The organism is Streptomyces sp. NRRL B-1347, from assembly GCF_000720325.1.
Lineage (GTDB): Bacteria > Actinomycetota > Actinomycetes > Streptomycetales > Streptomycetaceae > Streptomyces.
Genome location: NZ_JOJM01000002.1, coordinates 214,957 through 238,364 on the forward strand (window position 1 = coordinate 214,957; position 23,408 = coordinate 238,364).

General features: G+C 73.1%; 21 protein-coding genes. 8 read left to right on the forward strand and 13 right to left on the reverse strand.

All coding sequences use genetic code 11. The annotated features are described in order from the left end of the window. Positions 1 to 2 precede the first annotated feature (2 nt). The 4 genes from narI to IG74_RS0102440 are packed head-to-tail and all read right to left on the reverse strand — an operon-like array spanning position 3 to position 6,563. Positions 3 to 728 (reverse strand): respiratory nitrate reductase subunit gamma, encoded by a 726-nt coding sequence (gene narI, locus IG74_RS0102425; RefSeq protein ID WP_030668730.1) that lies wholly within the window; start codon positions 726 to 728, stop codon positions 3 to 5. After that, on the reverse strand, positions 728 to 1,276 hold the full coding sequence (gene narJ, locus IG74_RS0102430) for a nitrate reductase molybdenum cofactor assembly chaperone (RefSeq protein ID WP_030668733.1): 549 nt from the start codon (positions 1,274 to 1,276) through the stop codon (positions 728 to 730). Before narJ ends, narI begins: the two co-directional genes overlap by 1 nt. Beyond that, on the reverse strand, positions 1,273 to 2,880 hold the full coding sequence (narH, locus tag IG74_RS0102435; RefSeq protein ID WP_030668736.1) for a nitrate reductase subunit beta: 1,608 nt from the start codon (positions 2,878 to 2,880) through the stop codon (positions 1,273 to 1,275). The genes narJ and narH overlap by 4 nt, the downstream gene beginning before the upstream one ends. Before the next feature lie 2 nt (positions 2,881 to 2,882). Continuing rightward, positions 2,883 to 6,563: a nitrate reductase subunit alpha gene (locus IG74_RS0102440; protein WP_030668741.1), complete on the reverse strand. Its 3,681-nt coding sequence runs from the start codon at positions 6,561 to 6,563 to the stop codon at positions 2,883 to 2,885. Between the two features lie 78 nt (positions 6,564 to 6,641). Here IG74_RS0102440 and IG74_RS0102445 point away from each other — a divergent pair, with 78 nt between their 5' ends. Continuing rightward, entirely contained in the window at positions 6,642 to 7,589 is a 948-nt protein-coding gene (locus tag IG74_RS0102445; RefSeq protein ID WP_030668743.1) for a tellurite resistance/C4-dicarboxylate transporter family protein, read from the forward strand. Positions 7,590 to 7,647: 58 nt separating this feature from the next. Beyond that, positions 7,648 to 8,055: a VOC family protein gene (locus IG74_RS0102450; RefSeq protein ID WP_030668747.1), complete on the forward strand. Its 408-nt coding sequence runs from the start codon at positions 7,648 to 7,650 to the stop codon at positions 8,053 to 8,055. A gap of 15 nt (positions 8,056 to 8,070) precedes the next feature. On the opposite strand, the gene IG74_RS0102455 is transcribed toward IG74_RS0102450, so the two are convergent. Beyond that, a complete protein-coding gene (locus IG74_RS0102455; protein ID WP_037824306.1) occupies positions 8,071 to 10,704 on the reverse strand; it encodes an MMPL family transporter in 2,634 nt (877 codons plus the stop codon). 313 nt (positions 10,705 to 11,017) lie between these two features. Here IG74_RS0102455 and IG74_RS0102460 point away from each other — a divergent pair, with 313 nt between their 5' ends. Both IG74_RS0102460 and IG74_RS0102465 read left to right on the forward strand, forming a co-directional pair. Then, positions 11,018 to 11,683 (forward strand): response regulator transcription factor, encoded by a 666-nt coding sequence (locus IG74_RS0102460; protein WP_030668752.1) that lies wholly within the window; start codon positions 11,018 to 11,020, stop codon positions 11,681 to 11,683. Next, positions 11,680 to 13,233: a sensor histidine kinase gene (locus IG74_RS0102465; RefSeq protein WP_051854452.1), complete on the forward strand. Its 1,554-nt coding sequence runs from the start codon at positions 11,680 to 11,682 to the stop codon at positions 13,231 to 13,233. The genes IG74_RS0102460 and IG74_RS0102465 overlap by 4 nt, the downstream gene beginning before the upstream one ends. On the opposite strand, the gene IG74_RS0102470 is transcribed toward IG74_RS0102465, so the two are convergent. Next, on the reverse strand, positions 13,199 to 14,455 hold the full coding sequence (locus tag IG74_RS0102470; protein WP_030668759.1) for a metallophosphoesterase: 1,257 nt from the start codon (positions 14,453 to 14,455) through the stop codon (positions 13,199 to 13,201). The genes IG74_RS0102465 and IG74_RS0102470 overlap by 35 nt on opposite strands. 2 nt (positions 14,456 to 14,457) lie before the next feature. Beyond that, positions 14,458 to 14,697 carry an SCO4848 family membrane protein gene (locus IG74_RS53135; protein WP_030668762.1) on the reverse strand — a complete coding sequence of 80 codons (240 nt, stop codon included), beginning with the start codon at positions 14,695 to 14,697 and terminating at the stop codon, positions 14,458 to 14,460. A 109-nt stretch (positions 14,698 to 14,806) separates the two neighbouring features. Here IG74_RS53135 and IG74_RS0102480 point away from each other — a divergent pair, with 109 nt between their 5' ends. Continuing rightward, the gene (locus IG74_RS0102480) at positions 14,807 to 16,042 is read left to right on the forward strand and encodes a D-alanyl-D-alanine carboxypeptidase family protein (RefSeq protein ID WP_030668765.1); all 1,236 of its coding nucleotides are present in this window, start codon (positions 14,807 to 14,809) and stop codon (positions 16,040 to 16,042) included. Here IG74_RS0102480 and IG74_RS0102485 read toward each other — a convergent pair. Genes IG74_RS0102485 through IG74_RS0102500 form a run of 4 tightly spaced genes read right to left on the reverse strand, consistent with a single transcriptional unit; the run spans position 16,011 to position 18,865 of the window. After that, complete coding sequence (locus IG74_RS0102485; protein WP_030668769.1) at positions 16,011 to 16,943, reverse strand: YihY/virulence factor BrkB family protein; 933 nt, start codon at positions 16,941 to 16,943, stop codon at positions 16,011 to 16,013. The genes IG74_RS0102480 and IG74_RS0102485 overlap by 32 nt on opposite strands. After that, entirely contained in the window at positions 16,931 to 17,392 is a 462-nt protein-coding gene (locus IG74_RS0102490; protein ID WP_030668771.1) for a GtrA family protein, read from the reverse strand. Before IG74_RS0102490 ends, IG74_RS0102485 begins: the two co-directional genes overlap by 13 nt. Beyond that, a complete protein-coding gene (locus tag IG74_RS0102495; protein WP_030668774.1) occupies positions 17,389 to 18,336 on the reverse strand; it encodes a decaprenyl-phosphate phosphoribosyltransferase in 948 nt (315 codons plus the stop codon). Before IG74_RS0102495 ends, IG74_RS0102490 begins: the two co-directional genes overlap by 4 nt. Further along, positions 18,329 to 18,865, reverse strand: coding sequence for a phosphatase PAP2 family protein (locus IG74_RS0102500; RefSeq protein WP_030668777.1), 537 nt, complete (start codon positions 18,863 to 18,865; stop codon positions 18,329 to 18,331). The genes IG74_RS0102495 and IG74_RS0102500 overlap by 8 nt, the downstream gene beginning before the upstream one ends. A 143-nt stretch (positions 18,866 to 19,008) precedes the next feature. On the opposite strand from IG74_RS0102500, the gene IG74_RS0102510 reads away from it, so the two are divergent. Continuing rightward, positions 19,009 to 20,460, forward strand: coding sequence for an FAD-binding oxidoreductase (locus tag IG74_RS0102510; RefSeq protein WP_078868516.1), 1,452 nt, complete (start codon positions 19,009 to 19,011; stop codon positions 20,458 to 20,460). Positions 20,461 to 20,531: 71 nt separating this feature from the next. Then, a complete protein-coding gene (locus IG74_RS0102515; RefSeq protein ID WP_030668783.1) occupies positions 20,532 to 21,287 on the forward strand; it encodes a decaprenylphospho-beta-D-erythro-pentofuranosid-2-ulose 2-reductase in 756 nt (251 codons plus the stop codon). A gap of 22 nt (positions 21,288 to 21,309) precedes the next feature. Here IG74_RS0102515 and IG74_RS0102520 read toward each other — a convergent pair whose 3' ends face one another. Both IG74_RS0102520 and trpS read right to left on the reverse strand, forming a co-directional pair. Further along, complete coding sequence (locus IG74_RS0102520; protein ID WP_030668785.1) at positions 21,310 to 21,882, reverse strand: 2'-5' RNA ligase family protein; 573 nt, start codon at positions 21,880 to 21,882, stop codon at positions 21,310 to 21,312. 90 nt (positions 21,883 to 21,972) lie between these two features. Next, the gene (gene trpS / locus IG74_RS0102525) at positions 21,973 to 23,010 is read right to left on the reverse strand and encodes a tryptophan--tRNA ligase (RefSeq protein WP_420709848.1); all 1,038 of its coding nucleotides are present in this window, start codon (positions 23,008 to 23,010) and stop codon (positions 21,973 to 21,975) included. Positions 23,011 to 23,117: 107 nt separating this feature from the next. On the opposite strand from trpS, the gene IG74_RS0102530 reads away from it, so the two are divergent. Then, the gene (locus IG74_RS0102530) at positions 23,118 to 23,399 is read left to right on the forward strand and encodes a type II toxin-antitoxin system RelE family toxin (protein WP_030668793.1); all 282 of its coding nucleotides are present in this window, start codon (positions 23,118 to 23,120) and stop codon (positions 23,397 to 23,399) included. Positions 23,400 to 23,408: the final 9 nt, after the last annotated feature.

A 23,408-nucleotide genomic window follows, 5' to 3' on the forward strand; every position in this document is an offset into this window, starting at 1 on the left:
CGCTACGAATCCACCCGCTCCCACCCCCGCCGTTCCTTCCGCGTGGCCGGGCCTGTCGTGCTCCGGCTTCGGTAGACCACGTACGGCCGGAACAGGTACTGCACCGGCGCGCTGAACATGTGGACGAGCCGGGTGAAGGGGACCAGGGCGAGCAGGGTCATGCCGATGACCGCGTGGAGCTGGAAGGTCAGGGGGACGCCGGTCATGGCGTCGACGTCCGGCTGGAGGGTGAAGATGCCGCGGGCCCACGGGGCGATCGACTCGCGGTAGTCGTAGCCCCCGCTGATCGTCGAGTTGGTGAGCTTGGCCCACATGCCCATGACGAGGGCCGCGAGCAGCACGACGTACATGAGCTTGTCGTTGCGGGTGGTGGCGCGGAAGACGGGGGTGTTGGTGCGGCGGCGGTAGAGGAGGGCCGCGATGCCCGCTACGGCGAGGGCGCCTGCCGCCGTGCCGCCGAAGAGCGACAGCAGGTGGTAGGCGTGCTCCTTGAGCCCGACCGCGTTCGTCCAGGACTCCGGGACGAACAGGCCCATGAGGTGGCCCGCGAGGACGAAGAGGATCCCGTAGTGGAAGGCGGGGGACGCGACGTTGAGGAGCCTGGACTCGTAGATCTGGGACGAGCGGGTGGTCCAGCCGAACTTGTCGTAGCGGTAGCGCCAGACCGTGCCCGCGACCAGGAGGACGAGGGCCGCGTACGGCAGGGCTCCCCAGAGGAACGTGTGCATCAGGAGACTCCGACGGTTTCGTGGGGCGGGCCGGTGCGGGCCAGGGCGCGGGCCGCCGCCTCGTCCCGCGGGGTGGGGCCCGGCAGGGTCGCGCACACGGCGTCGAGGACGCCCGCGTACGGCGTGCCGTGCGCCGTCAGGGACAGGCGGAGGAGTTCAAGGCCCGCGCGATGGGCGAGGAGCAGCTCGCGCGTGCCGGTGCGGGCCGTGAACTCCAGGACGGTGGGGAGGAAGTCCGGCAGTTCCGCGCCGGTGAGCTCCCAGCCGTGGGCCCGGTAGGCCTGCTTGAAGGCCACCAGGGACGCGCCGCGGCGGCGGGTGTCGCCGTCGAGCCACCAGCTGAGGTACAGGCTGTGACGGTTCTTGAAGTCGAAGACCTGGACGTAGTGTTCGGCGAGCGGGCGGGGGCCCGTGGCCGCCGCGTGGTCCAGGAACGGCGTCAACTCCGGGGCGGCCGCGCGGATTTCTGGTACATGGCCCCAGAAGACGTCGTCCGGGTAGCCGAGGCAGTGGGCCGCCGCCTGGTACAGGAGCGCGTGACCGGTCACGGGGCGGTCTCCTCGGGGTCGTCGGCGGTCTGGCGGCGGCGCGCGGCGTGGAAGTTCTCGATGGTGACCAGGGGCAGCCCCTGGTGCGTCCCGGAGTCGTCGCCGAAGGGGCCCGGCGCCGCGTGCATGCCGGGGCCGCCCGCCCCGTCCAGGCTGCACGCGTCGGGGACCGCCGACTCCTCCAGGCGCCGGGCGTCGGCGACGGCCGCCGTCGGGATGACGTACCGCTCCTCGTACTTGGCGATCGCGAGCAGGCGGTACATGTCCTCGACGTCCGTGGCGCTCATGCCGACCCGCTCGGCGGGCGCCGCGTCCGGCGGGTCGCCGAGGTTGACGCCGCGCATGTACGAGCGCATCGCCGCGAGGCGTTCGAGCGCCGCGCGCACCGGGGCGACGTCCCCGGCCGTGAAGAGTTCCGCCAGGTACTCCAGGGGGATGCGCAGGCTGTCGATCGCGCCGAAGAGGTTGTCCGGGTCCTCGCCGTCGAAGCCCGTCTCCGCGAGGGCCTCCACGACCGGGGAGAGCGGCGGCACGTACCAGACCATGGGCAGCGTGCGGTACTCCGGGTGCAGCGGAAGGGCCACCTTGTAGGTGCTGATCAGCGCGTACGTGGGCGACTTGCGGGCGGCCTCGATCCAGTCGTGCGGGACGCCGTCGCGCGCGGCGGCCCGCCGGACCTCGGGGTCCTGCGGGTCGAGGAAGACGTCCAACTGCGCTTCGTACAGCGCCTGTTCGTCGGGCACCGACGCGGCGGCGGTGACCTTGTCGGCGTCGTACAGGAGCACGCCCAGGTAGCGCAGGCGGCCCACGCAGGTCTCGGAGCAGACCGTGGGCAGGCCGACCTCCGTGCGCGGGTAGCAGAGGGTGCACTTCTCGGCCTTGCCGGTGCGGTGGTTGAAGTAGACCTTCTTGTACGGGCAGCCGGTCACGCACATGCGCCAGCCGCGGCAGCGGTCCTGGTCGACGAGGACGATGCCGTCCTCGGTGCGCTTGTACATCGCCCCGGAGGGACAGGAGGCCACGCACGCCGGGTTGAGGCAGTGCTCGCAGATCCGCGGGAGGTAGAACATGAAGGCCTCCTCGAAGGCGAACTTCACCTTCTCCTCGGCCTGTTCGCGGACGCGCCGCACCATCGGGTCGGCCTCGGCGTGCGCGGGGCCGCCGCCCAGGTTGTCGTCCCAGTTCGAACTCCACTCGATCTTCATGGGCTTGCCGGTGATCAGGGAGCGGGGCTCGGCCACCGGGTAGTCCTCGCCGAGCGGGGCGTCCGTGAGGTTCTTGTAGTCGTAGGTCCAGGGCTCGTAGTAGTCCTTGAGCTGCGGCAGGACCGGGTTGGAGAAGATCGTCGCGAGCTTCTTGAAGCGGCCGCCCGCTGTGAGGGTCAGCTGGCCCTTGCGGTTGAGGCGCCAGCCGCCGCGCCACTTCTCCTGGTCCTCGTAGCGGCGCGGATAGCCCTGTCCCGGGCGGGTCTCGACGTTGTTGAACCACACGTACTCCATGCCGCCGCGGTTCGTCCACGTCTGTTTGCAGGTGACCGAGCAGGTGTGGCAGCCGATGCACTTGTCGAGGTTCATCACCATCGCGAGCTGGGCGAGCACCTTCATGGCTAGTACGTCACCTCCTGGTCGGCGCGGCGGCGCAGCACCGTCACCTCGTCGCGCTGGTTGCCGGTCGGGCCCAGGTAGTTGAAGGCCCAGGAGAGCTGGGCGTAGCCGCCGATCAGATGGGTGGGCTTGAGCAGGAGGCGGGTCAGGGAGTTGTGGATGCCGCCGCGGCGCCCGGTGGTCTCGGTGCGGGGCACGCCCACGGTGCGCTCCTGGGCGTGGTGCATGTAGACGGTGCCCTCGGGCATGCGGTGCGAGACGACCGCGCGGGCCGCGACGACGCCGTTGCGGTTGACCGCCTCGATCCAGTCGTTGTCGGCGGCGCCGATCGCGGCCGCGTCGGCCGGTGACATCCAGATGACCTGGCCGCCGCGCGAGAGGGACAGCATGAAGAGGTTGTCCTGGTACTCGGAGTGGATGGACCACTTGTTGTGCGGGGTGAGGTAGCGGACCGTCACCTCCCGGGTGCCGTCGGGGCCGAGGGCCGGTTCGCCGAACAGGCGGTGCATGTCGAGCGGCGGGCGGTACACCGGCAGCGCCTCGCCCAGCTCGTGGATCCAGTCGTGGTCGAGGAAGAAGTGCTGGCGCCCGGTGAGGGTGTGCCAGGGCTTGAGGTGCTCGGTGTTGAGCGTGAACGCCGTGTACCGGCGGCCCCCGGACTCGCTCCCCGACCACTCCGGCGAGGTGATCACGGGGACGGGCGCGGCCTGGGTGTCGGCGTAGCTGATCCGCTTGCCCTCGTGCTCGGCGGCCAGGTGGGCCATCTCCTGCCCGGTGCGCTCCTGAAGGGTGCGGAAGCCCTGGGTGGCGAGGCGGCCGTTGGTGGTGCCGGACAGGGCGAGGATCGTGTTGGCCGCCTTCACCGCGGTGTCCAGGCGCGGCCGGCCATCGGCGACGCCTTCGCGTACGACGCCGTTGAGGGCGCGCAGGGCCTCCACCTCGTCGTCGGGGTGCAGGGCGATGCCCTTCACGGGCAGGCCGAGCCGCTCGGCGAGGGGGCCGAGCGCGGCGAACTTCGCGCCGATCGCGGTGTAGTCGCGCTCGACGACGGTGAGGTTCGGCAGGGTCTTGCCGGGCACGGGCGGGCACTCGCCGCGCCGCCAGTCCAGGGCGACGCCGCCGGGCTGTGCCGTCTCCCCCGGCGTGTCGTGCTGGAGCGCGGTGGCGACCAGGTCGCGGCGCGTGTCCAGGTGCCCGGCGGCCAGCTCGCCGAGCCGGTCGGCGAGGGCGCGGAAGGTGTCGAAGTCGGTGCGGGCCTGCCACGGCGGGTCGACGGCCGGGCTGAAGGCGTGCACGAAGGGGTGCATGTCGGTGGTCGACAGGTCGTGCTTCTCGTACCAGGTGGCGGCCGGGAGCGTGACGTCGGACAGGAGCGTCGACGACGTCATGCGGAAGTCGAGCGACACCAGGAGGTCGAGCTTGCCCTCGGGCGCCCGCTCGCGCCAGGTCACGTCGCGGGGGCGGACGTCGGGCCCGGCCTCCTCGGCGGTCAGGGACGAGTGGGTGCCGAGGAGGTGCTTGGTGAAGTACTCGGCGCCCTTCGCGGACGAGCCGAGGAGGTTGGCGCGCCACAGGGTGAGCACGCGCGGCCAGTTCTCCGGCGCGTCGGGGTCCTCGCAGGCGAACTTCAGCTCCCCGGAGGCGAGTTGGGCGACGGCCCGGCCGACGGGATCGTCCCCCTCGCCCAGGTCCAGCGGGTTGCGGTCGAAGGTCGGGTACGACGGCATCCAGCCCGCGCGCGCCGACTGGGCGAGGCAGTCCGCGGCCGTCATGCCCCGGAAGCGGCCGTCGCCGAGGGGCGAGGCGAGCACGTCGGCGGTGAACCGGTCGTAGCGCCACTGGTCGGTGTGCAGGAACCAGTACGCGGCGCCGATCATCTGCCGGGGCGGCCGCGACCAGTCGCCCGCGCCCGCGAGCGTGGCCCAGCCGGTCGCGGGGCGGCACTTCTCCTGGCCGACGTAGTGCGCCCAGCCGCCGCCGTTGCGGCCCTGACAGCCGGTGAGGGTGAGCAGGGCGAGGAAGGCGCGGTAGATGGTCTCCGAGTGGAACCAGTGGTTGGCGCCCGCGCCCATGAGGATCATGCAGCGGCCGCGGGACTTCTCTGCCGTGCGCGCGAACTCCCGGGCGATGCGCGTGCACCGGGCGGCGGGCACGGAGGTGTGCGCCTCCTGCCAGGCGGGCGTCCCGGGCGCGGAGGCGTCGTCGTACGAGGCGGGCCAGTCGCCCCCCAGGCCCTCGCGGCCGACCCCGTACTGGGCGAGGAGCAGGTCGAACACGGTGGTGACCAGCGGGCTTCCGGGCCCGTCGAGCCGGATCGCGGGCACCCCGCGGCGCAGCACGTCGCCGCGCCCCTGCCCGTGCGCGCCGCCCTCGGTGTCGAAGCGCGGCAGGAGCACCTCCACGCCGCGCGCGTCCTCGCCGTAGAGGGTGAGCCGGGGCTTGAGATCGCCCAGGTCCAGGTTCCAGTCGCCCTTGCCCGACTCGGTCCAGCGGAAGCCGAGGGAGCCGCGCGGGACGGCGGGTCCGCCGGTGGCCTCGTCGAACACGACGGTCTTCCACTCCGCGCCCTCCCCCGTGTCGCCGAGGTCGGCGGCGCGCAGGAACTTCCCCGGCACGTACGCGCCCTGCCGCTCGGTCAGCGTCACCAGGAACGGCAGGTCGGTGAAGCGGCGTACGTAGTCGTCGAAGAAGTCCACCGTCCGGTCGACGAAGCACTCGCGCAGGATCACGTGGCCCATCGCCATGGCGAGGGCGCCGTCCGTGCCGGGGTGCGGGTGCAGCCACTCGTCGGCGAACTTGGCGTTGTCGGCGTAGTCGGGCGCGACGACCACGACCTTCTGGCCCCGGTAGCGCGCCTCGGCCATCCAGTGCGCGTCGGGCGTCCTGGTCACGGGCACGTTCGAACCCCACATGACCAGGTACGCGGCGTCCCACCAGTCCCCTGACTCGGGCACGTCGGTCTGGTCGCCGAAGACCTGCGGCGAGGCGACCGGCAGGTCCGCGTACCAGTCGTAGAAGGACAGCATGGGCGCGCCGATCAGCGACATGAAGCGGGCGCCCGCCGCGTGCGACACCATCGACATGGCGGGGATCGGCGAGAAGCCCGCGACCCGGTCGGGGCCGTACGTCTTGATCGTGTGGACGTGCGCCGCCGCGATGATCTCGATCGCCTCGTCCCAGTCCGCCCGCACCAGGCCGCCCTTGCCGCGCGCCCGCTGGTAGGCGCGCCGCCGCTCGGGGTCGCCCTGGACGTCGGCCCAGGCGAGCACCGGGTCCGTCAGGCGCTGTTTGGCCTCCCGGTACAGATCGAGGAGCACGCCGCGCACGTACGGGTAGCGGACGCGGGTCGGCGAGTACGTGTACCAGGAGAACGCGGCGCCCCGCGGGCAGCCGCGCGGCTCGTACTCGGGGCGGTCGGGCCCCGCCGTCGGATAGTCATTGGCCTGGGTCTCCCAGGTGATGATGCCGTCCTTGACGTACACCTTCCAGCGGCAGGAGCCGGTGCAGTTCACGCCGTGCGTGGAGTGCACGACCTTGTCGTGGCTCCAGCGGTCGCGGTAGAAGGCGTCGGCCTCGCGGCCGCCCCCGATCGTCACGCTGTGCAGGTCGGCGGAGGCCTCGCCGCGGCGCAGGAACCGGCCGGTCCGCAGCAGCGGGGCGTCGGGTTCGGTGGGAGCGGTCACAGGCCCATCCCATGCCGGGGCCGCGCGTTCCGCATGGTGGCCTAGGCCAGGTGGTGACGGCTGTGGCCCCGGGGTGTCATGAGGGCTGTGAGACACGCGTGGCGAGACGAGGTCACTCCGGCCGCCGGGGCCTGTGTGATGGCGACCGGCATCATCTCCGTGGGCCTGCACCTGACGGGCCACGAGGTCCTCTCGAAGCTCCTGCTGGCCCTCGCGGCGCTGATCTGGCTGCTGCTCGCGGCGGACTTCGCCGATCTCCTGGTGCGCGACCGGCCCCGCTGGACGGCGGCGGCGATCACCCCGCCCGCGCTCACGGCCGTCGCGGCGACGACCGTGCTCGGCACCCGGCTCTCCCTGCTCGGCCGGCAGGGCATGGCGATCGCCCTGCTCGTCGTCGCGGCCCTGGTGTGGCCGGTCCTGCTCCTCGCGGTGGTCCGGCACTGGCGGCGGCGCGGCATGCCGGGCGGAGTGTTCCTGGTGTGCGTGGCCACGCAGGGGCTCGCGGTCCTCGCCGCCACGCTGTGCCTGGCGGGCGAGGGCGACTGGCTGGGCGACGCCGCACTCGCCTGCTTCGGGCTCGGGCTCCTGCTGTACGGGGAGGCGCTGCCGCGCTTCGACGTCCGGCAGCTGCGGACGGGCGCGGGCGACCAGTGGGTGGCGGGCGGGGCCCTCGCGATCTCGGCGCTCGCCGGGTCCAAGCTCATGGCCGTGGAGCGGTGGGCCGGCGCGGGCCACGACGCCCTGCGGACCGTCACCTACGTCCTGCTCGGTCTCGCCCTGGCCTGGTACGCGGTCCTGCTGGCGGCCGAGGTGGCGGCGCCGCGCCCGGGCTACGACGTGCGGCGCTGGGCCACGGTGTTCCCGCTGGGCATGACGGCGGTGGCCGCGCTGTCCACGGGCCTGGTGGCGGACGTGCCGGAACTGCGCACCCTGGGCCGGGTGCTGCTGTGGGTGGCGGTGGCGGTGTGGGCCCTGGTGTGGGTGGGCGTGGTGTGGCCTCGCCGGAAGAGCCCGTCCGGCGTTTGAGGACGAGCCCGCGGAGCGGCGGTGAAGCGAAGTGCCCTCCCGTTCGTATGGTGACGCCATGTCAGACACTGCCGCCCCGGCTCTCCTCGGCTTCGACAACACGCTGTTGCCCGTCGGCGACCTCGACGAGGCCGTCGGGTTCTACGAGCGGGCCGGGTTCCCGGTCGCGTACCGGCTCGACGAGGCCGGGCTCGCCATCCTCAAGGTCGGGCCCGAGACGCCCGGCCTGCTCCTGCGCGTCGAGGACGGTGCCGCGCACCGCCCGCCGCCGTGGCCCGCGCCGCGCGTCTGGGTGGAGGTGCGGGACGCCCGGGCGACGGCGGCGGCCCTCGCCGCGGCCGGGATCCCGGTGCTCGCGGAGCCGTTCGGCGTGGCCACGGGCTGGACCGTGGAGATCGCGGACCCGTGGGGGAACGTCCTCGGCTTCACGGACTACTCCAAGCGTCCCGAGCTGGGCCGCGCCTGACGCCGGGCACCGGTCTCACTGCGCGGGTCCCGTGCCCACCGCCTCCACCAGCTCCAGGTCGTACGTCAGCGGGCCGCTGCCGAGCATGATGTGCCGGGCCTTCGAGGCGTAGCCGGGGGCCGTCGCCGCGAGCAGGTACACGCCGGGGGCGGGCGCCGCGAGGACGTAGGAGCCGTCGGCCAGGGACGAGACGCGGTCGAGCTGACGGCCGCCCTTGGACAGCAGGGTCATGGTCACGGTGTGGATGGGCTCGCCGTCGGGCGTGATGATGAAGCCGTGCACGACGGGGGCGCCGCGCCCGGGCCCGCCGGGGAGGCGGTCCGCGTCCTCGGCCGCGTACGGCTCGTACGCGTCGTACAGGTCGTACGGCATGAGGTCGCCGCGGGCCGTCAGCGGGTCCACCGCCTCGCAGGCGCCCTTGGCCGCGCACGCCTCCGGCGACTCGCACTCGCCGCTCCTCGGCGCCGGGACCGCCGGGCCGAGGGCGGCCGCCACCAGCGCCTCCAGGTCCTCGGGCGCCGGGGGCGCGGCGTCCTCGGGCTCGACGGCGAGGTGCGGCAGGCGGCGGTCGAGCCAGGCCGGGAGCCACCAGTTGGCGCGGCCGAGCAGGTGCATGGCGGCGGGCACCAGCGCGGTGCGCAGCACGAACGCGTCGAGCGCGACGGCCGCGGCGAGGCCGATGCCCGCCGTCGCGCCCTCCAGGTCGCCGCTGAGGACGAATGCGGAGAACACGCAGATCATGATGAGGGCCGCGCAGTTGATGACCCGGCTGGTCTCCGCGAGGCCGACGCGCACCGCGCGGGCGTTGTCCCGGGTGTGCACCCACTCCTCGTGCATGCGGCTGACCAGGAACACCTGGTAGTCCATGGACAGGCCGAACAGCAGCGACAGCATGACGACCGGCAGGAACGCCGTGATCGGGCCCTCCTTGGCGATGCCGAGCGCCTCCGCGCCCCAGCCCCACTGGAACACCGCCACCAGCAGGCCGAAGGACGCCGCCGCCGCGACCAGGTTCATCACGGCCGCCGTCAGCGGGACGACGAGGGAGCGGAAGGCGACGAGGAGCAGCAGGAAGCCGAGCGCGACGATAGTGCCCACGAAGTACGGAAGGCGGTCCGCCGTGACCGCGGCGAAGTCCTTGAACACCGCGGTCACCCCGCCGACGTGGGCGTCCACGCCCGCCCGCGGCAGCACGTCGGCGCGCAGCCGGTCGATGAGCCGGTCCGTCTCCTCGGACTGCGGCGAGGTGGTGGGCACGACCTGGATGACGGCGGTCCCGCCGTCGGCCGACGGCGGCGCGGGGGCGACGTGCGCCACGCCCTCCGTCGCGCGGATGCGCTCCACCAGGCCCTCGGTGGCGGCCGGTTCCGCCTTCTCCACGACCACTTGGAGGGGCCCGTTGAAGCCGGGCCCGAAGCCCTCGGCGAGCAGGTCGTAGGCCTGCCGGGTGGTGCTGGACTCCTGATGGTTGCCCTGGTCGGTGGCGCCCAGGCGCAGCGCGAGGAGCGGCAGGGACAGGGCCGCCATGACGGCGACGGCGAGCAGCGCGACGGTGCGCGGGCGCCGCTCCACGGCCGCGGCCCAGCGGGCCGCGAGCCCGGTCGGCTCCTCCGGCTCGGGCCCCGTGGCCGCGAGCCGGCGCCGCTGGCGGCGGCTGAGCACGCGGGGCCCGAGCACGCCGAGCAGCGCGGGCAGCAGCGTGACGGCGGCGAGCACGCTCAGGACGACGGTGAGGGACGCGGCGATGACCACGCCGTCCAGGAAGCGCATGTTCATCACGAGCATCCCGGCGAGCGCGACGCACACGGTGCCGCCCGCGAACAGCACGGCCCGCCCCGAGGTGTCGAGCGCCTGCGCGGCGGACTCCTCGGGGGGCAGGCCGCGCAGGATGCCCCTGCGGTGCCGGGTGACGATGAACAGCGCGTAGTCGATGCCGACGCCGAGCCCGATCAACGTGCCGAGCAGCGGCGCCACTTCGGGCACCGCCGTGACGTGGCTGAGCAGCATCGTGGCGAGCAGCCCGGTGCCGACGGCGAACAGGGCGGTGAGGATCGGCAGGAGCATCGCGAACAGCGAGCCGAAGGCGAGGAAGAGCACCACGGCGGCGGCCGCGATGCCGACGGCCTCCGCGGTGCCCGCGGGCGGCTCCTGGATGCGGGCGACGGCCTGGCCGCCGAGTTCGACCCGCAGGCCCGCGCGCCCGGCGCCGCGCGCGGTGTCCACGACGTCCTGGACGAGGCTCTTGGAGACCTCGTTGGCCTGCTCGGTGAAGGTGATCTGCGCGTACGCGATGTGCCCGTCGCGGCTGACTTGGGCGGCGGCCCCGGGGCCCGGCGCGTACGGGCCCGCCACCTCGCCGACGCCCTTCATCCCGGCGATCTCGGCGAGCGCGGGCTCGATCCGCTCGCGCACGGCGGCGTCCAGCGCCGACCCCCGCGCGGTCTTCCACACCACGGTGTCCGTGTCGCCGCTGCGCTCGGGGAACGCCTTCTCCATCAGGTCGGCGGCACGTTTGGAGTCCGTGTCGTGGGCGGAGAAGACGTTCGTGTAGTCGGTGCCCGCGGAGCCGCCGACGGCTCCGAGGCCGACGAGGGCCGTCACCCACAGCGCCAGGACCACCACCCGATGCCGGTAGCACCAGCGCGCCAATGCCGCCACGATGTACGCCCCTTCGTCCGGGATGGTTCGGTCGCTTCGCCGGGCCGTGCCGTCCGGCCGCCGCCGCACCCGCCCCGGCGGCCCCTCCGCGCGGAGGACCCCAGCATCTCCGCGCGGAGGACCCCCAGCATCGGCGGCACGGCGGGCCGGGGTGCGGCAAAGGCCGTGATTCTCAACCAACTCCAAACCACGGACCGGCCCCCGGTACAACGAGCGCCCCGATACTGGGGACATGAGCCACGCCGAGGGACCCCGGGGAACACCTGTCGCAGCGGCCGCCGCTCCCGATGCGGGCGGCGCCACCGTGCTCGTGGTGGAGGACGAGCCGAGCATCGCCGACGTCCTCAGCCTCACCCTGCGCTTCCACCGCTTCGACGTGATGACGGCGGGCTCCGTGCGCGAGGCCCTCGCCCTCGCCGAGCGCACCCGCCCCGACTGCGCGCTCCTCGACGTGATGCTGCCGGACGGCGACGGCCGGGCGCTCGGGCGTGAACTGCGGGCGTGCAGGCCCGACCTGGCGCTCGTGTTCCTCACCGCACGGGACGCGCCCGCCGAGGTCATCGGCGCCCTCGGCTTCGCCGACGACTACATCACCAAGCCGTTCCACATCGACGAGGTCGTCGCCCGCATCGGCGCGGTGCTCCGCCGCACCCGCCCCGGTGACGTCCTGCCGCAGCGCCCGCCGCTGCGCTACGGCGACCTGGAGCTGGACGAGACGACGTACCTGGTGCGCAGGGACGGCCGCGAGGTGCAGCTCACGCCCACCGAGTACGCCCTGCTGCGCTTCCTCGTCCGCAACGCGGGCCGGGTGGTGCCAAAGGAGCAACTCCTGCGCCACGTCTGGCACATCGAGCACGCGGCGGAGTCGACGGTCGTCGAGACGTACATCAGCTATCTGCGCCGCAAGCTCGACCAGGTGGGGCCGCCGCTGATCACCACCCGGCGCGGCGTGGGGTACGGACTGGCATGAGGAAGCGGGCCCGCACCGGCCCGCGGCGGCTCTTCGGGAACTCGCTGCGCGCCAAGCTCACGCTGGTGAACGTCGTCCTGCTCGCCCTCGGCATCACGGCCGCGACCGCCGTGAGCATCATGGGCATGAAGCACTACCTGCTGAACAACATCGACTCCGAACTGAAGAACTCGCGCACCGCGTTCGGCAGCATGCCCATCACCCTCGGCCACCTGAAGAAGATCAGCAGCTTCAGGAAGTCGCTCATCGAGGTGACGCCGCAGGACAGGGAGGCGGGCCAACTGCCGCCCTCGTCGTCGCTGTTCGTCGCGATCGACCGCTACGGCGTGCCCGTCAGCTTCGGGTACGTCGGCGCGACGGGGCTGCAGATCCAGCTCGCCGAGGCCGCGGGGGACGCGCAGCGGTTCGCGCGGAAGTCCTCGCCGAGCGACGTGCGGCTCGACGGCGACTCGTACCGCGCCATCGGGGTGCGGATCGCCGACGGCACGGTCCTCGTCATCGCCACCTCCACGGAGGACGTGCACGCGAGCGTGCGCCAGGCGCTCCGGCTCGACCTGGCCTTCGGCGTGCTGCTGCTCGCGCTGCTGGCCATCCTGACGATGCTCTCCGCCTCCCGGCGCCTGCGGCCCCTGGAGGACATGGTCGAGACGGCGTCCGCGATCGCCGAGGGCGATCTGAAGCGGCGGATGCCGTGCAGCAGGACCGAGGTGATGGAGACCGAGCAGCTGCGGCTCGCGCTCAACTCCATGCTCCAGCAGGTCGAGGCGGCCTTCCTGACCCGGGAGCGGAGCGCGGCCCAGCTGCGGCAGTTCGTCGCGGACGCCTCGCACGAGCTGCGCACCCCCCTGTCCGCGATCCGCGGCTACCTCCAGCTGTACGACAACGGCATGCTGACCACGCCGGAGGACCGCTCCCGCGCCTGGTGCCGCGTCAACGCCGAGACCGACCGCATGAACCACCTCGTCGAGGAGCTGCTCACCCTGGCCCGCCTGGACCAGCAGCCCGAGCTCCGGCTCCGGCCCGTCGACCTGAGCCGTCTGGTGCGGGACGCCGCCGACGACCTGCGCGCCCAGGACCCGGGCCGGCCGCTCACGGTGTGCGCGGACGGCGCGATCCTCGTCCGGGCCGACGAGCAGGGCCTGCGCAAAATCCTCGCCAATCTGCTCGCCAACGTGCGCACCCACACCCCCGCCGGGACCCCGGTGCGGCTCGGCCTCGAACGGCGGGGCGGCGTGGTGTGCCTGACCGTGGCCGACGAGGGGCCGGGGCTCGGCGAGGAGGACGCGGCCCGGGTCTTCGACCGCTTCTTCCGGGCGGGCCGCAGCGCGGGCAGCGGGCTCGGCATGGCGATCGTGCACGGCGTGGTGGCGGCCCACGCGGGCCGTGTCCAGGTCCACACGGCACCGGGCAAGGGCCTGACGGTGGTGGTCAGCCTCCCGCGCGTGCCGTCGTCGCCCGCCGCGGCCCCGCATCCGCAGGCACCGCCGCGGCCGTCGCCGGAGCCCGCGGCCTCGCTCACGCCCGGCGCGAAGCCAGCTCCACCACCGTGATGTCGGACGGCGCGCCCACCCGCACGGGCGGGCCCCACGCCCCGGCGCCGCGCGTCACGTACAGCTGTGTGTCGCCGTAGCGCTCCAGGCCCGCGAGCGTGGGGTTGGCGAGGTCGGCGACGAAGTTGTTGGGCCAGAGCTGCCCGCCGTGGGTGTGGCCGGAGAGCTGGAGGTCGACGCCGTGCTCGACGGCGTCGTGGATGACCACCGGCTGGTGGGCGAGCAGCACGGAGGCGCGCGTGCGGTCCCGGTCGCCGAGCGCCTTGGCGAAGTCGGGGCCCTGGCCCTCGTCCTCGCCCTGCACGTCGTTGACTCCGGCGAGGTCGAAGTACGGCAGTTCGGTGCGGGCGTTCTCCAGGGGGCGCAGGCCGAGCGAGCGGACGTGGTCCACCCACTGCTCCGCGCCGGAGAAGTACTCGTGGTTGCCGGTGACGAAGAACGCTCCATGACGTGCGCGCAGGTCCGCGAGCGGGCGGGCGGCGCCCGCGAGGTCCTCGACGTCCCCGTCCACCAGGTCGCCGACGATCGCGATGAGATCGGCCTGGGTGGAGTTGACGGTGTCCACGACCCGGCGGGCGAAGCCTTCGCCGAGCACCGGGCTCAGGTGGATGTCGCTCACCACGGCGATGCGGAAGCCGTGCGCCGCGCGGGGCAGCTTGGCCAGGGGGACGGTGACGCGCTTCACGCGGGGGCCGCGGAGCACCTCGTACGTGCCGTAGCCCACGGTCGCCGCCGCCACCGTGGCTGCGCCCGCCGCCACCGTTCTGGCCACGAAGAGGCGCCGGGGCAGGGCCCCGGCCTGCCCCTCTTCCTCGGGAGGCCGCGCCTCGGTCGGCTGGGGCTGCGCCCCTTTCCCCGCCTCGTCGGCGCTTCGCGCCTCGTCCTCGAGCGCCGGACGGGCTGGATCCACCCGTCTTCGCAGGAGCGGGCGTACGAGCTCTCCCGCAAGCAGCGCCAGGAGCAGGTACAGCGCGAACGCCATCCACAGGAAGCCCGGCCAGGCCAGGATCTGCTGGAGCAGGAACGGGGCCCCGGTCCGCTCCGCCGCCAGCGCCCCGAACATCAGCAGGGGGCCCGCGAGGTACGCGACCGTGCCCAGGCGTCTGCCCCACGACCCCTTGACCGTGGTGTCCCGGACGGTCCGCCGCCACACGTACCAGAGCAGTCCGCCGAAGACGGCGGCCGCGCCGAGGGCGATGAGGACGACTCCCATGACGCCCATGGCTATGAGGTTCGGCGCAGTGCGCGCACCCCACGCAACCCGATGGTCCCGACCACCGTCCCCAGAACAAAGGAGACAACGGCGAGCGTCAGGTGCACCCAGAAGTACGCCGTGGGACGGCCGTCGTCGAAGGCGAGCCCGCTGCCGTCCTTCCACAGGTTCTTGACGAAAGTGATCCAGATGACCCAGCTCCACGCGCCGAAGGCGAGCAGGAACCAGGAGACGGGGCGGCTGAGCTTCATACGCTCAGTATCACCAGCCGCCCTCACGGACCGCCTTCGGGGTGGGGGCCGCCAGCCGGAGCGGACCTCGACGGAAAGGGGTGCCGCCGCGCCCTGTACGTTCTCGTCCGTGCCTGCTGTGAAGAAGACCGCCCTGCTCATCGCCTCCGCGACCCTGCTGTCCCTGTCGGCGACAGGGCCCGCGTTCGCCGACGACAAGCCGGGCGGCGACAAGGACAAACAGCCGAAGCCGCCCGCGCAGATGTCCACGGTCGGCGGCGCCCGCCTCGGCAAGCCGGGCACCCAGGTGGATCTCCAGGCGGGCGCCCCCGTGCTGCCCAAGGACCTGTCGGCCCGCTCCTGGATGGTCTCCGACGCGGAGTCCGGCGAGGTCCTCGCCGCGCACAACCCGCACTGGCGCCTGGCCCCGGCGAGCACCCTGAAGATGCTGTTCGCGGACACGGTCCTGCCGAAGTTCCCCAAGACCCAGAAGCACAAGGTCGCGCTGACCGACATGCAGGGCATCGGCGCGGGCAGCAGCCTGGTCGGCATCAAGGAGAACGAGACGTACTCGGTCCACGACCTGTGGCTCGGCGTCTTCCTGCGCTCCGGCAACGACGCGGTGCACGTCCTGTCCGCGATGAACGGCGGCGTGCCGCAGACCGTGAAGGACATGCAGAAGCACGCCGAGGAGCTCCAGGCCCTCGACACGAACGTCGTCACGCCCGACGGCTACGACGAGAAGGGCCAGGTCTCGTCCGCGTACGACCTGAGCCTGTTCGCCCGCTCCGGTCTGCAGAAGAAGGACTTCCGCGAGTACTGCGCGACGGCCACCGCGGAGTTCCCCGGCAAGACCGAGAAGATCAAGAAGGGCAAGGACAAGGGCAAGACGAAGCGCGAGCCCTTCGGCATCCAGAACACCAACCGCCTGCTGACCGGCGCCGACGGCGTCGAGGCGTACAAGGGCATCGCGGGCGTCAAGAACGGCTCGACGACCAACGCGGGCAACACCTTCACGGGTGTCGCCGAGCGCGACGGCAAGGTGCTGCTCGTCACCGTCATGAACCCCTCGTCGGGCGAGCCGCACGCCGTCTACAAGGAGACGGCCCGGCTGCTCGACTGGGGCTTCGCGGCACACGACAAGGTGAAGCCGGTCGGTGAGCTGGTCGCGCCGAAGGGCGCCCACACCGGCGCGGGCAAGGGCGCCCCGGGCGACGGCGGCTCGAACTCGAAGAACGTGGCGCACGCCTCGGGCGGGCAGGGCGGCGGCATGGGCATCGCGCTCGGCATCGCGGCCGGGGTGCTCGCCCTGGTCGCGGGCGGCCTCTTCCTGCTCAACCGTCGCTGGCCGCTGCGCCGGGGCTGACGGCCTCCTCGTCGCGCTGTGCCGTACGTTCCTCCGGCTGCGCCGCGGCGCGTTCCTTCCTCGGCGTCGCCGTCCACGCGGCGCAGAAGAGGAGCAGCTTCGCGGTGAAGTTGATCCACAGCAGCAGCGCGACGGGCACGCCGAAGGCGCCGTACATGCTCTTCGCGGCGACGCCCTTCATATAGCCGCCGAGCAGCACCTTCAGGAGCTCGAACCCGGCCGCGCCGATCAGTGCGGCGACGATCAGCGCGCGCCGGGGCGGCTGGACCCCGGGCAGCAGCGTGAGGACGTACAGCAGGAGCAGGAAGTCGGCGAGGACGGCGATGGCGAAGGCGGCCAGCTGGAGCAGGACGCCGCCGGGGCCGTCCTTGTCGATGCCGAGCTGGTCGGCGGTCCAGCCCACGGCGGTGGAGGCGACGGCGGAGGCGAGCAGCGAGGCGAGCCCGGCGCCGCCGAGCCCGGCGAGCACGCCCAGGTCCTTGAGCTTGCGCAGGAACGGGTTCTCGTCGGTGTCGTCGAGCAGCCAGACCGTCCGCAGGCACTCCCTTATCGAGCCGACCCAGCCGACGCCGGTGAAGAGCAGCAGGGCGCCCGCGACGAGTCCGACGGTGCCCGCGTTGGCGACCAGGGCGTTCAGGTCGAGCTGGTCGGAGATGCCGGGGACCTGCTCGGAGATCTTGTCCTCGATCTTCTGCGTCTGCTTGGCCGAGAGGGTGGCCGCCGCGATCGCCGCCGCGACCGTGATCAGCGGGAAGAGCGCGACGAAGCTGATGAAGGTCATGGCGGCGGCGAGCCGGGTCCAGTGGACCTCGTCGAGCCGTTCGTAGGAGCGCCACGCGTGCGTGCGCGTCAGACGTTCGACGTACGGCCCGATGCCCGGCAGCTTCTTCAGCCAGTCCATGTCGCTTGCCCCGTTCCTGGTGCGGCCTGTGCGGCCTGTGAGCGGAATACCAACGTCCGGGTACCCCAAAACCGCAGGACAGTGGCCAGTGCCATGCCGATTCCCGCACCGGATACCGTGTCCGCCCGGCGCGAGGTGAACCCCAGGCCGTAGTGGGAGACGGCGATGCACAGGAGCTGGACGAGGGCGCCCGCGACGTTGACGGCGCAGAAGACGGCGTACTGGCGCAGTCTGAAGGCCCCGGCGTCGGCGCTGCGGTAGGTGCCGAGCGCGTTGCCCGCGTACGCGACCGTGCACCCGGCGACGAACGACAGGGCCTTCGCGGTCAGCGGGTCGAGCCCGCCGGGCCCGCGCAGCCACAGGAACAGACCGAGGTCGGCGGCGTACGCGCAGAGCCCGGCGGCGGCGAAGCCGAGCAGCTCGCGCGCCGCGGGTCGCACGCGCCTCACCAGTCCGCGACCGCGAGCCCGTACATGGCGAGCCAGCCGAGCCCGATCAGGGCGAGCGCGCGGTCGCGCAGGACGACGTCCTCGGGCTCGCCCGCCGTGCCCCGGTCGGCGAACACGGCGTACCGCAGGATCGCCAGGATGAAGGCGACCATCGACAGCTGCCGCCACGGCAGCACGCCGGTGCCCGCGGTGCCGCCGCTCTCCAGGGCCCACAGGCAGTACGCGAGCACGGCGACGCCCGCCGCGAGCTGCCAGACGAACCGCAGGTAGCCGGTGGTGTACTCGGTGAGGAGCGCCCGGGTGGCGCCCGCCCTGCCCGCCATCTGCACGGCCTCGGAGTACCGCTTGGCGGAGACCATGAAGAGCGCGCCGAAGCCGGTCGTGATCAGGAACCAGCGCGACAGCGGAATGCCGAGCGCGACCCCGCCGATCATCGCCCGCATCAGGAAGCCGGTGGTGACGACGGCGAGGTCGACGACGAGCACGTGCTTGAGGCTGACGCAGTACGCGAGTTGCATGACGACGTACGCGGCGAGCAGGCAGGCCGTGAGCGGGGTGCACAGCGCGGCGGCCGCGAGCGGCGCGGCCACGGCGAGAAGCCCGCCCGTGGCGTAGGCGACGGGGACGGGCACGAGTCCGGCCGCGACGGGTCTGCGGCACTTGGTGGGGTGGGCGCGGTCGGCGTCGGCGTCGCGGGCGTCGTTGATCAGGTAGACGGCGGCCGCGGCGGCCGTGAACAGGGCGAAGACAAGCGCGAGTTGGCTCAGCGCGTGCCGGGAGAACAGCTCGCCCGCGGCCGCCGGGGCGGCGATGACGAGGACGTTCTTGATCCACTGGCGGGGCCGTGCGGTCTTCAGGAGCCCGAGCGGCAGGCTGCCGGGCCCCGGCCTCGGGGGCTGCGGGGAGCGGGGCGGGGCGAGCAGGGCGGTGGTGCGGTCAGCCATCGTGACGGACTCCGTTCGGGCGCGGCGCACGGGTGCCGCGCGTCCAGGGGGCGCCGACGTACGCGGTGGCCGCGCCGAGGGCCGCGCCCACCGCCACGTCCGACGGGTAGTGCACGCCGACGACCAGGCGCGAGACGCACATCGCGGCGGCGAGCGGCGGGAGCAGCCGGGCCCCCACGGGCCGCAGCGCCCCGTACGCCACGGCGGCCGCGGCCGCCGACGTGGCGTGCGAGCTGGGGAAGGAGTGCCGCCCCGCGGTCCGTACGAGCGGTGTCACGTGCGCGGGCCGCGGCCGCCGGACGAGCCGCTTCACACCCATGCTGGCCAGGTGCGCGGCGGCGGTGAGCGCGGCGGCGCGCAGCCAGGCGGCGCGCCGCTCGCGGTCGAGCGCGGCGCCGGTGAGGCCGACGGCGAGCCACAGCGCGCCGTGCTCACCGCTGTGGGACAGGGCGCGGGCGGCGGCCGCCACGCGCGGATCGCTCCCGCGGGCACGCAGGGCCGAGAGCAGCCGGTGGTCCATGTCGTCCATACGGACAGGCAACACCCCACTAATTGCGGGATTGTTGGGTGACACTCTTTTAATCGCCCATTCCGGTGAGACTAAGGACGATTTAGAGAGAACAGTCCCTCATAGGGAGCAAGCGGCACATGTACGGGCGATACGGTCGCGCCATGCCTGCCGCGCCCGCCCCGTCCGCCGCGCCCGCCCCAACCCCCGCGTCTGCCCCAACCCCCGCGTCCGCCGCGTCTGACGCGTCCGCCCCGCCCGCCGCGTCCGACGGGCTCGCCGTGCCCTTGTCCGGCTGGGGCCGCACCGCTCCCACCGCCGCCCGCCTCGTGCGCCCCCGCTCCCGCGAGGAAGCCGTGGACGCGCTGCGCGCCTGCGCGGAGCGCGGCGGCATCGCGCGCGGGCTCGGCCGCGCCTACGGGGACGCCGCGCAGAACGCGGGCGGCGCCGTGCTCGACATGACGGGCCTGGACCGGGTGCACACCATCGACGCCGACACGGGCACCGTCGTGTGCGACGCGGGCGTGTCGCTGCACCGCCTGATGGAAGTCCTGCTGCCGCTCGGCTGGTTCGTGCCGGTGACGCCCGGCACCCGCTACGTCACGGTCGGCGGCGCGATCGGTGCCGACATCCACGGCAAGAACCACCACGTCTCGGGCTCGTTCTCGCGCCACGTGCGCTCCTTCGACCTGCTCACGGCCGACGGCTCGGTCCGTGCGGTGAAGCCCGGCAGCAAGCTCTTCAACGCCACGGCGGGCGGCATGGGCCTGACCGGCGTCATCCTCAAGGCGAAGCTGCGCTGCCTGCCGGTGGGGACGTCCTTCATGTCGGTGGACACCGAACGGGCCGCGGACCTGGACGACTTGATGGCCCGCCTCACCGCGACCGACCACCGCTACCGGTACTCCGTGGCGTGGATCGACCTCCTCGCGCGCGGCGCCGCGACGGGCCGCGCCGTCCTCACGCGCGGCGACCACGCCCCCCTCGACGCCCTGCCCGAGCGCGCCCGCAGGGACCCGCTGGCCTTCCGCCCGCGGCGGCTTCCCGCCGCCCCCGCCTTCCTGCCCGAAGGCCTGCTGCACCGCACGAGCGTCGGCCTCTTCAACGAGCTCTGGTACCGCAAGGCGCCGCGCTCCCGCACGGCGGAGCTCCAGCGGGTCCCGGCCTTCTTCCACCCCCTGGACGGCGTCCCCCACTGGAACCGCGTGTACGGCAGGGGCGGCTTCGTGCAGTACCAGTTCGTCGTCGGCCACGGCCAGGAGGAGACGCTGCGGCGCATCGTGCAGCGCATCGCCCGGCACCGCTGCCCGTCCTTCCTCGCCGTCCTCAAGCGCTTCGGCGACGCCGACCCCGGCTGGCTCTCCTTCCCCCTGCCGGGCTGGACCCTGGCCCTGGACATCCCGGCGAACCTGCCCGGCCTCGCCCGGCTCCTGGACGGCCTGGACGAGGAGGTCGTCGCCGCCGGGGGCCGCGTCTACCTGGCCAAGGACTCCCGCATGCGCCCCGAGGTGCTGAGCGCGATGTACCCCCAGCTCCCCGCCTTCCGCGAGCTGCGCGCCGAGCTGGACCCCGACTCCGTCTTCCGCTCGGACCTGTCCCGCCGACTGGACCTCTAGGGCCTGTCGGGTCGGCGCGCTGCCCACCCGACAGGCCCTGACCGCGCGACCCACCACCTACGGAGAGCCCCATGAAAGACGCCTTCGGCGCCCCCCAGTCCCTGCTGGTCCTCGGCGGCACCTCGGAGATCGCCCAGGCCACGGCCCACCGCCTGGTGACCCGCCGCACCCGTGACATCTGGCTGGCGGGCCGCCCCTCGCCCACCCTGGAGCGCTCCGCGCAGGCCCTGCGCGACCGGGGCGCCGACACCAGGACCGTGCCCTTCGACGCCCTGGACCCCGAGTCCCACGAGAGCGCCCTCGGCAAGGTCTTCGCCGAGGGCGACGTCGACATGGTCCTCATGGCCTTCGGCACGCTCGGCAACCAGGCCCGCGACGAGGCCGACCCCGTGGCCGCGACCCGCGTGGCCCAGACGAACTACACCGGCGCGGTCTCCGCGGGCCTGGTCTGCGCCCGCGCCCTCCAGGCCCAGGGCCACGGCTCGCTCGTCGTGCTCTCCTCCGTCGCGGCCGAACGCGCCCGCCGCTCGAACTTCATCTACGGCTCCAGCAAGGCGGGCCTCGACGCCTTCGCCCAGGGCCTGGGTGACGCGTTGCACGGCACCGGCGTGCACGTGATGGTCGTGCGCCCCGGCTTCGTGCGGTCGAGGATGACGGCGGGCCTGGCGGAGGCACCCCTCGCGACGACGCCGCAGGCCGTGGCCGCGGCCATCGAGACGGGCCTGCGCCGCCGCGCGGAGACGGTGTGGGTCCCCGGGAAGCTCCGCCTGGTGATGTCGGCCCTGCGGCACGTGCCGCGGCCGCTGTTCCGCCGCCTGCCGGTGTGAGCGCGGCGGTCCTGCGGGCCGGTCAGCGCGCGGGCAGGGTGTCCCGGGCCGCCGCCTGCGGCGGCACCGTGGACCCGCCGAAGGCGAACTCGCGCAGCTTGCGCCACACCCCGTCGGCCCCCTGCTCGTACAGCGCGAAGCCGGTGCAGGGCCACTCGGCCTCGTAGTCGGCGAGCTCCTCGTACGCCCGGTCCATCGCCTCCTCGGCGATGCCGTGCGCGACGGTGACGTGCGGGTGGTACGGGAACTGCAGTTCGCGCGCGAGCGGCCCCGAAGCGGCGCGGACCCGCTCCTGGAGCCAGGAGCAGGCGGAGCCGCCCTCGACGACCTGGACGAAGACCACGGGCGAAAGGGGACGGAACGTGCCGGTGCCGGAGAGCCGCATCGGGTACGGCCTGCCCGCCGCGGCCACCGACACGAGGTGGTTCTCGACGGCGGGCAGCGCGGCCGCGGCCACCTCGGTCGGCGGCAGCAGCGTGACGTGTGTGGGGATGCCGTGCGCGGCGGGGTCACCGAAGCCCGCACGCAGCTCCTGGAGCAGGCTGCCGTGTGGCTCCGGGACCGCGATCGACACACCGATCGTTACGGTCCCCACGTCGTACTCCTGTCGTCGTGTGATGGGCAGGGGGGTGCCGCCGTGCCGGGGTACGGCGGCTGTGCTGCTCGGCCTGTGGCTCGGTGGAGCTCAGTGCTTGGCGGGCAGGAAGCCCACCTTGTCGTACGCCTGGGCGAGGGTCTCCGCCGCGACGGCGCGCGCCTTCTCCGCGCCCTTGGCCAGGATCGAGTCGAGCGTCTCCGGGTCGTCCAGGAACTCCTGGGTGCGGTCCCGGAAGGGGGTCACGAACTCGACCATGACCTCCGCGAGGTCGGTCTTCAGCGCACCGTAGCCCTTGCCGGCGTACTTCTGCTCCAGTTCCGGGATACCGGTGCCCGTGAGCGTGGAGTAAATGGTGAGGAGGTTGCTGACGCCCGGCTTCTTCTCCGCGTCGTACCTGATCACGGTGTCGGTGTCGGTGACCGCGCTCTTGACCTTCTTCGCGGTGGCCTTCGGCTCGTCCAGGAGGTTGATCAGGCCCTTCGGCGTGGACGCCGACTTGCTCATCTTGATCGCCGGGTCCTGGAGGTCGTAGATCTTCGCCGTCTCCTTCAGGATGTACGGCTTGGGGACCGTGAAGGTCGCGCCGAAGCGGCCGTTGAAGCGGTCGGCCAGGTCGCGGGTGAGCTCGATGTGCTGGCGCTGGTCCTCGCCGACCGGGACCTCGTGGGCCTGGTAGAGCAGGATGTCCGCGACCTGCAGGATCGGGTACGTGAACAGGCCGACGGAGGCCCGGTCCGCGCCCTGCTTGGCCGACTTGTCCTTGAACTGCGTCATGCGGGAGGCCTCACCGAAGCCCGTCAGGCAGTTCATGATCCAGGCGAGCTGGGCGTGCTCGGGCACGTGGCTCTGCACGAACAGGGTGCAGCGCTCCGGGTCGAGACCGGCGGCGAGCAGCTGGGCGGCGGCGAGCCGGGTGTTCGCGCGGAGCTCGGCCGGGTCCTGCGCAACGGTGATCGCGTGCAGGTCCACGACCATGTAGAACGCGTCGTGGGACTCCTGGAGGGCCACCCACTGGCGCACGGCGCCCAGGTAGTTGCCGAGGTGGAACGAGCCTGCGGTGGGCTGGATCCCGGAGAGCACACGGGGTCGGTCACCGGCGGCGGGGCGGGGACTTTCAGAGGCCATGCTCAGCATTCTCTCAGGTGCCGCCCGTTGGTCGGGAACTGGTACGTGGCGGGCCGGTCCTCTCGGTACGCTGAGTGCGACCGCACCAGGCTGGACAGGAGGGCGCCATGCCGTACGAAGAGGTCTATGAGGTCCTGTTCACCGAGCCCGCGGCCCGTGACCGCGACCGGCTCGACCCCGTGCGTCGCGCCTCGTTCGACAAGGCCGTCGCCCTGCTCGCCCGCGACCCGTACACCGAGCACTCCCGGCCGGTCGGGCCCGGCGAGCAGGACCGTGAGATCCGCCTCACGTCACAGATCGTGGCCGAGTACATGGTCTCGCGCGGCCGTCTGCTCCTGGTCGTGCTGCGGATCTTCGACGACGCCGACATCCTGCTCGTCGAGGACTGACCCGGCGGG

Excerpts from the sequence above, each read along its gene's own strand:
- IG74_RS53135 (WP_030668762.1), bottom strand. The coding sequence starts at position 14,697 with ATGAAGCTCAGCCGCCCCGTCTCCTGGTTCCTGCTCGCCTTCGGCGCG.
- narH (WP_030668736.1), bottom strand. The coding sequence starts at position 2,880 with ATGAAGGTGCTCGCCCAGCTCGCGATGGTGATGAACCTCGACAAGTGC.
- IG74_RS0102450 (WP_030668747.1), top strand. The coding sequence starts at position 7,648 with ATGTCAGACACTGCCGCCCCGGCTCTCCTCGGCTTCGACAACACGCTG.
- narI (WP_030668730.1), bottom strand. The coding sequence starts at position 728 with ATGCACACGTTCCTCTGGGGAGCCCTGCCGTACGCGGCCCTCGTCCTC.
- IG74_RS0102510 (WP_078868516.1), top strand. The coding sequence starts at position 19,009 with ATGCCTGCCGCGCCCGCCCCGTCCGCCGCGCCCGCCCCAACCCCCGCG.
- IG74_RS0102485 (WP_030668769.1), bottom strand. The coding sequence starts at position 16,943 with ATGGACTGGCTGAAGAAGCTGCCGGGCATCGGGCCGTACGTCGAACGT.
- IG74_RS0102515 (WP_030668783.1), top strand. The coding sequence starts at position 20,532 with ATGAAAGACGCCTTCGGCGCCCCCCAGTCCCTGCTGGTCCTCGGCGGC.
- IG74_RS0102465 (WP_051854452.1), top strand. The coding sequence starts at position 11,680 with ATGAGGAAGCGGGCCCGCACCGGCCCGCGGCGGCTCTTCGGGAACTCG.
- IG74_RS0102470 (WP_030668759.1), bottom strand. The coding sequence starts at position 14,455 with ATGGGCGTCATGGGAGTCGTCCTCATCGCCCTCGGCGCGGCCGCCGTC.
- IG74_RS0102500 (WP_030668777.1), bottom strand. The coding sequence starts at position 18,865 with ATGGACGACATGGACCACCGGCTGCTCTCGGCCCTGCGTGCCCGCGGG.
- IG74_RS0102495 (WP_030668774.1), bottom strand. The coding sequence starts at position 18,336 with ATGGCTGACCGCACCACCGCCCTGCTCGCCCCGCCCCGCTCCCCGCAG.
- trpS (WP_420709848.1), bottom strand. The coding sequence starts at position 23,010 with ATGGCCTCTGAAAGTCCCCGCCCCGCCGCCGGTGACCGACCCCGTGTG.
- IG74_RS0102530 (WP_030668793.1), top strand. The coding sequence starts at position 23,118 with ATGCCGTACGAAGAGGTCTATGAGGTCCTGTTCACCGAGCCCGCGGCC.
- IG74_RS0102445 (WP_030668743.1), top strand. The coding sequence starts at position 6,642 with ATGAGGGCTGTGAGACACGCGTGGCGAGACGAGGTCACTCCGGCCGCC.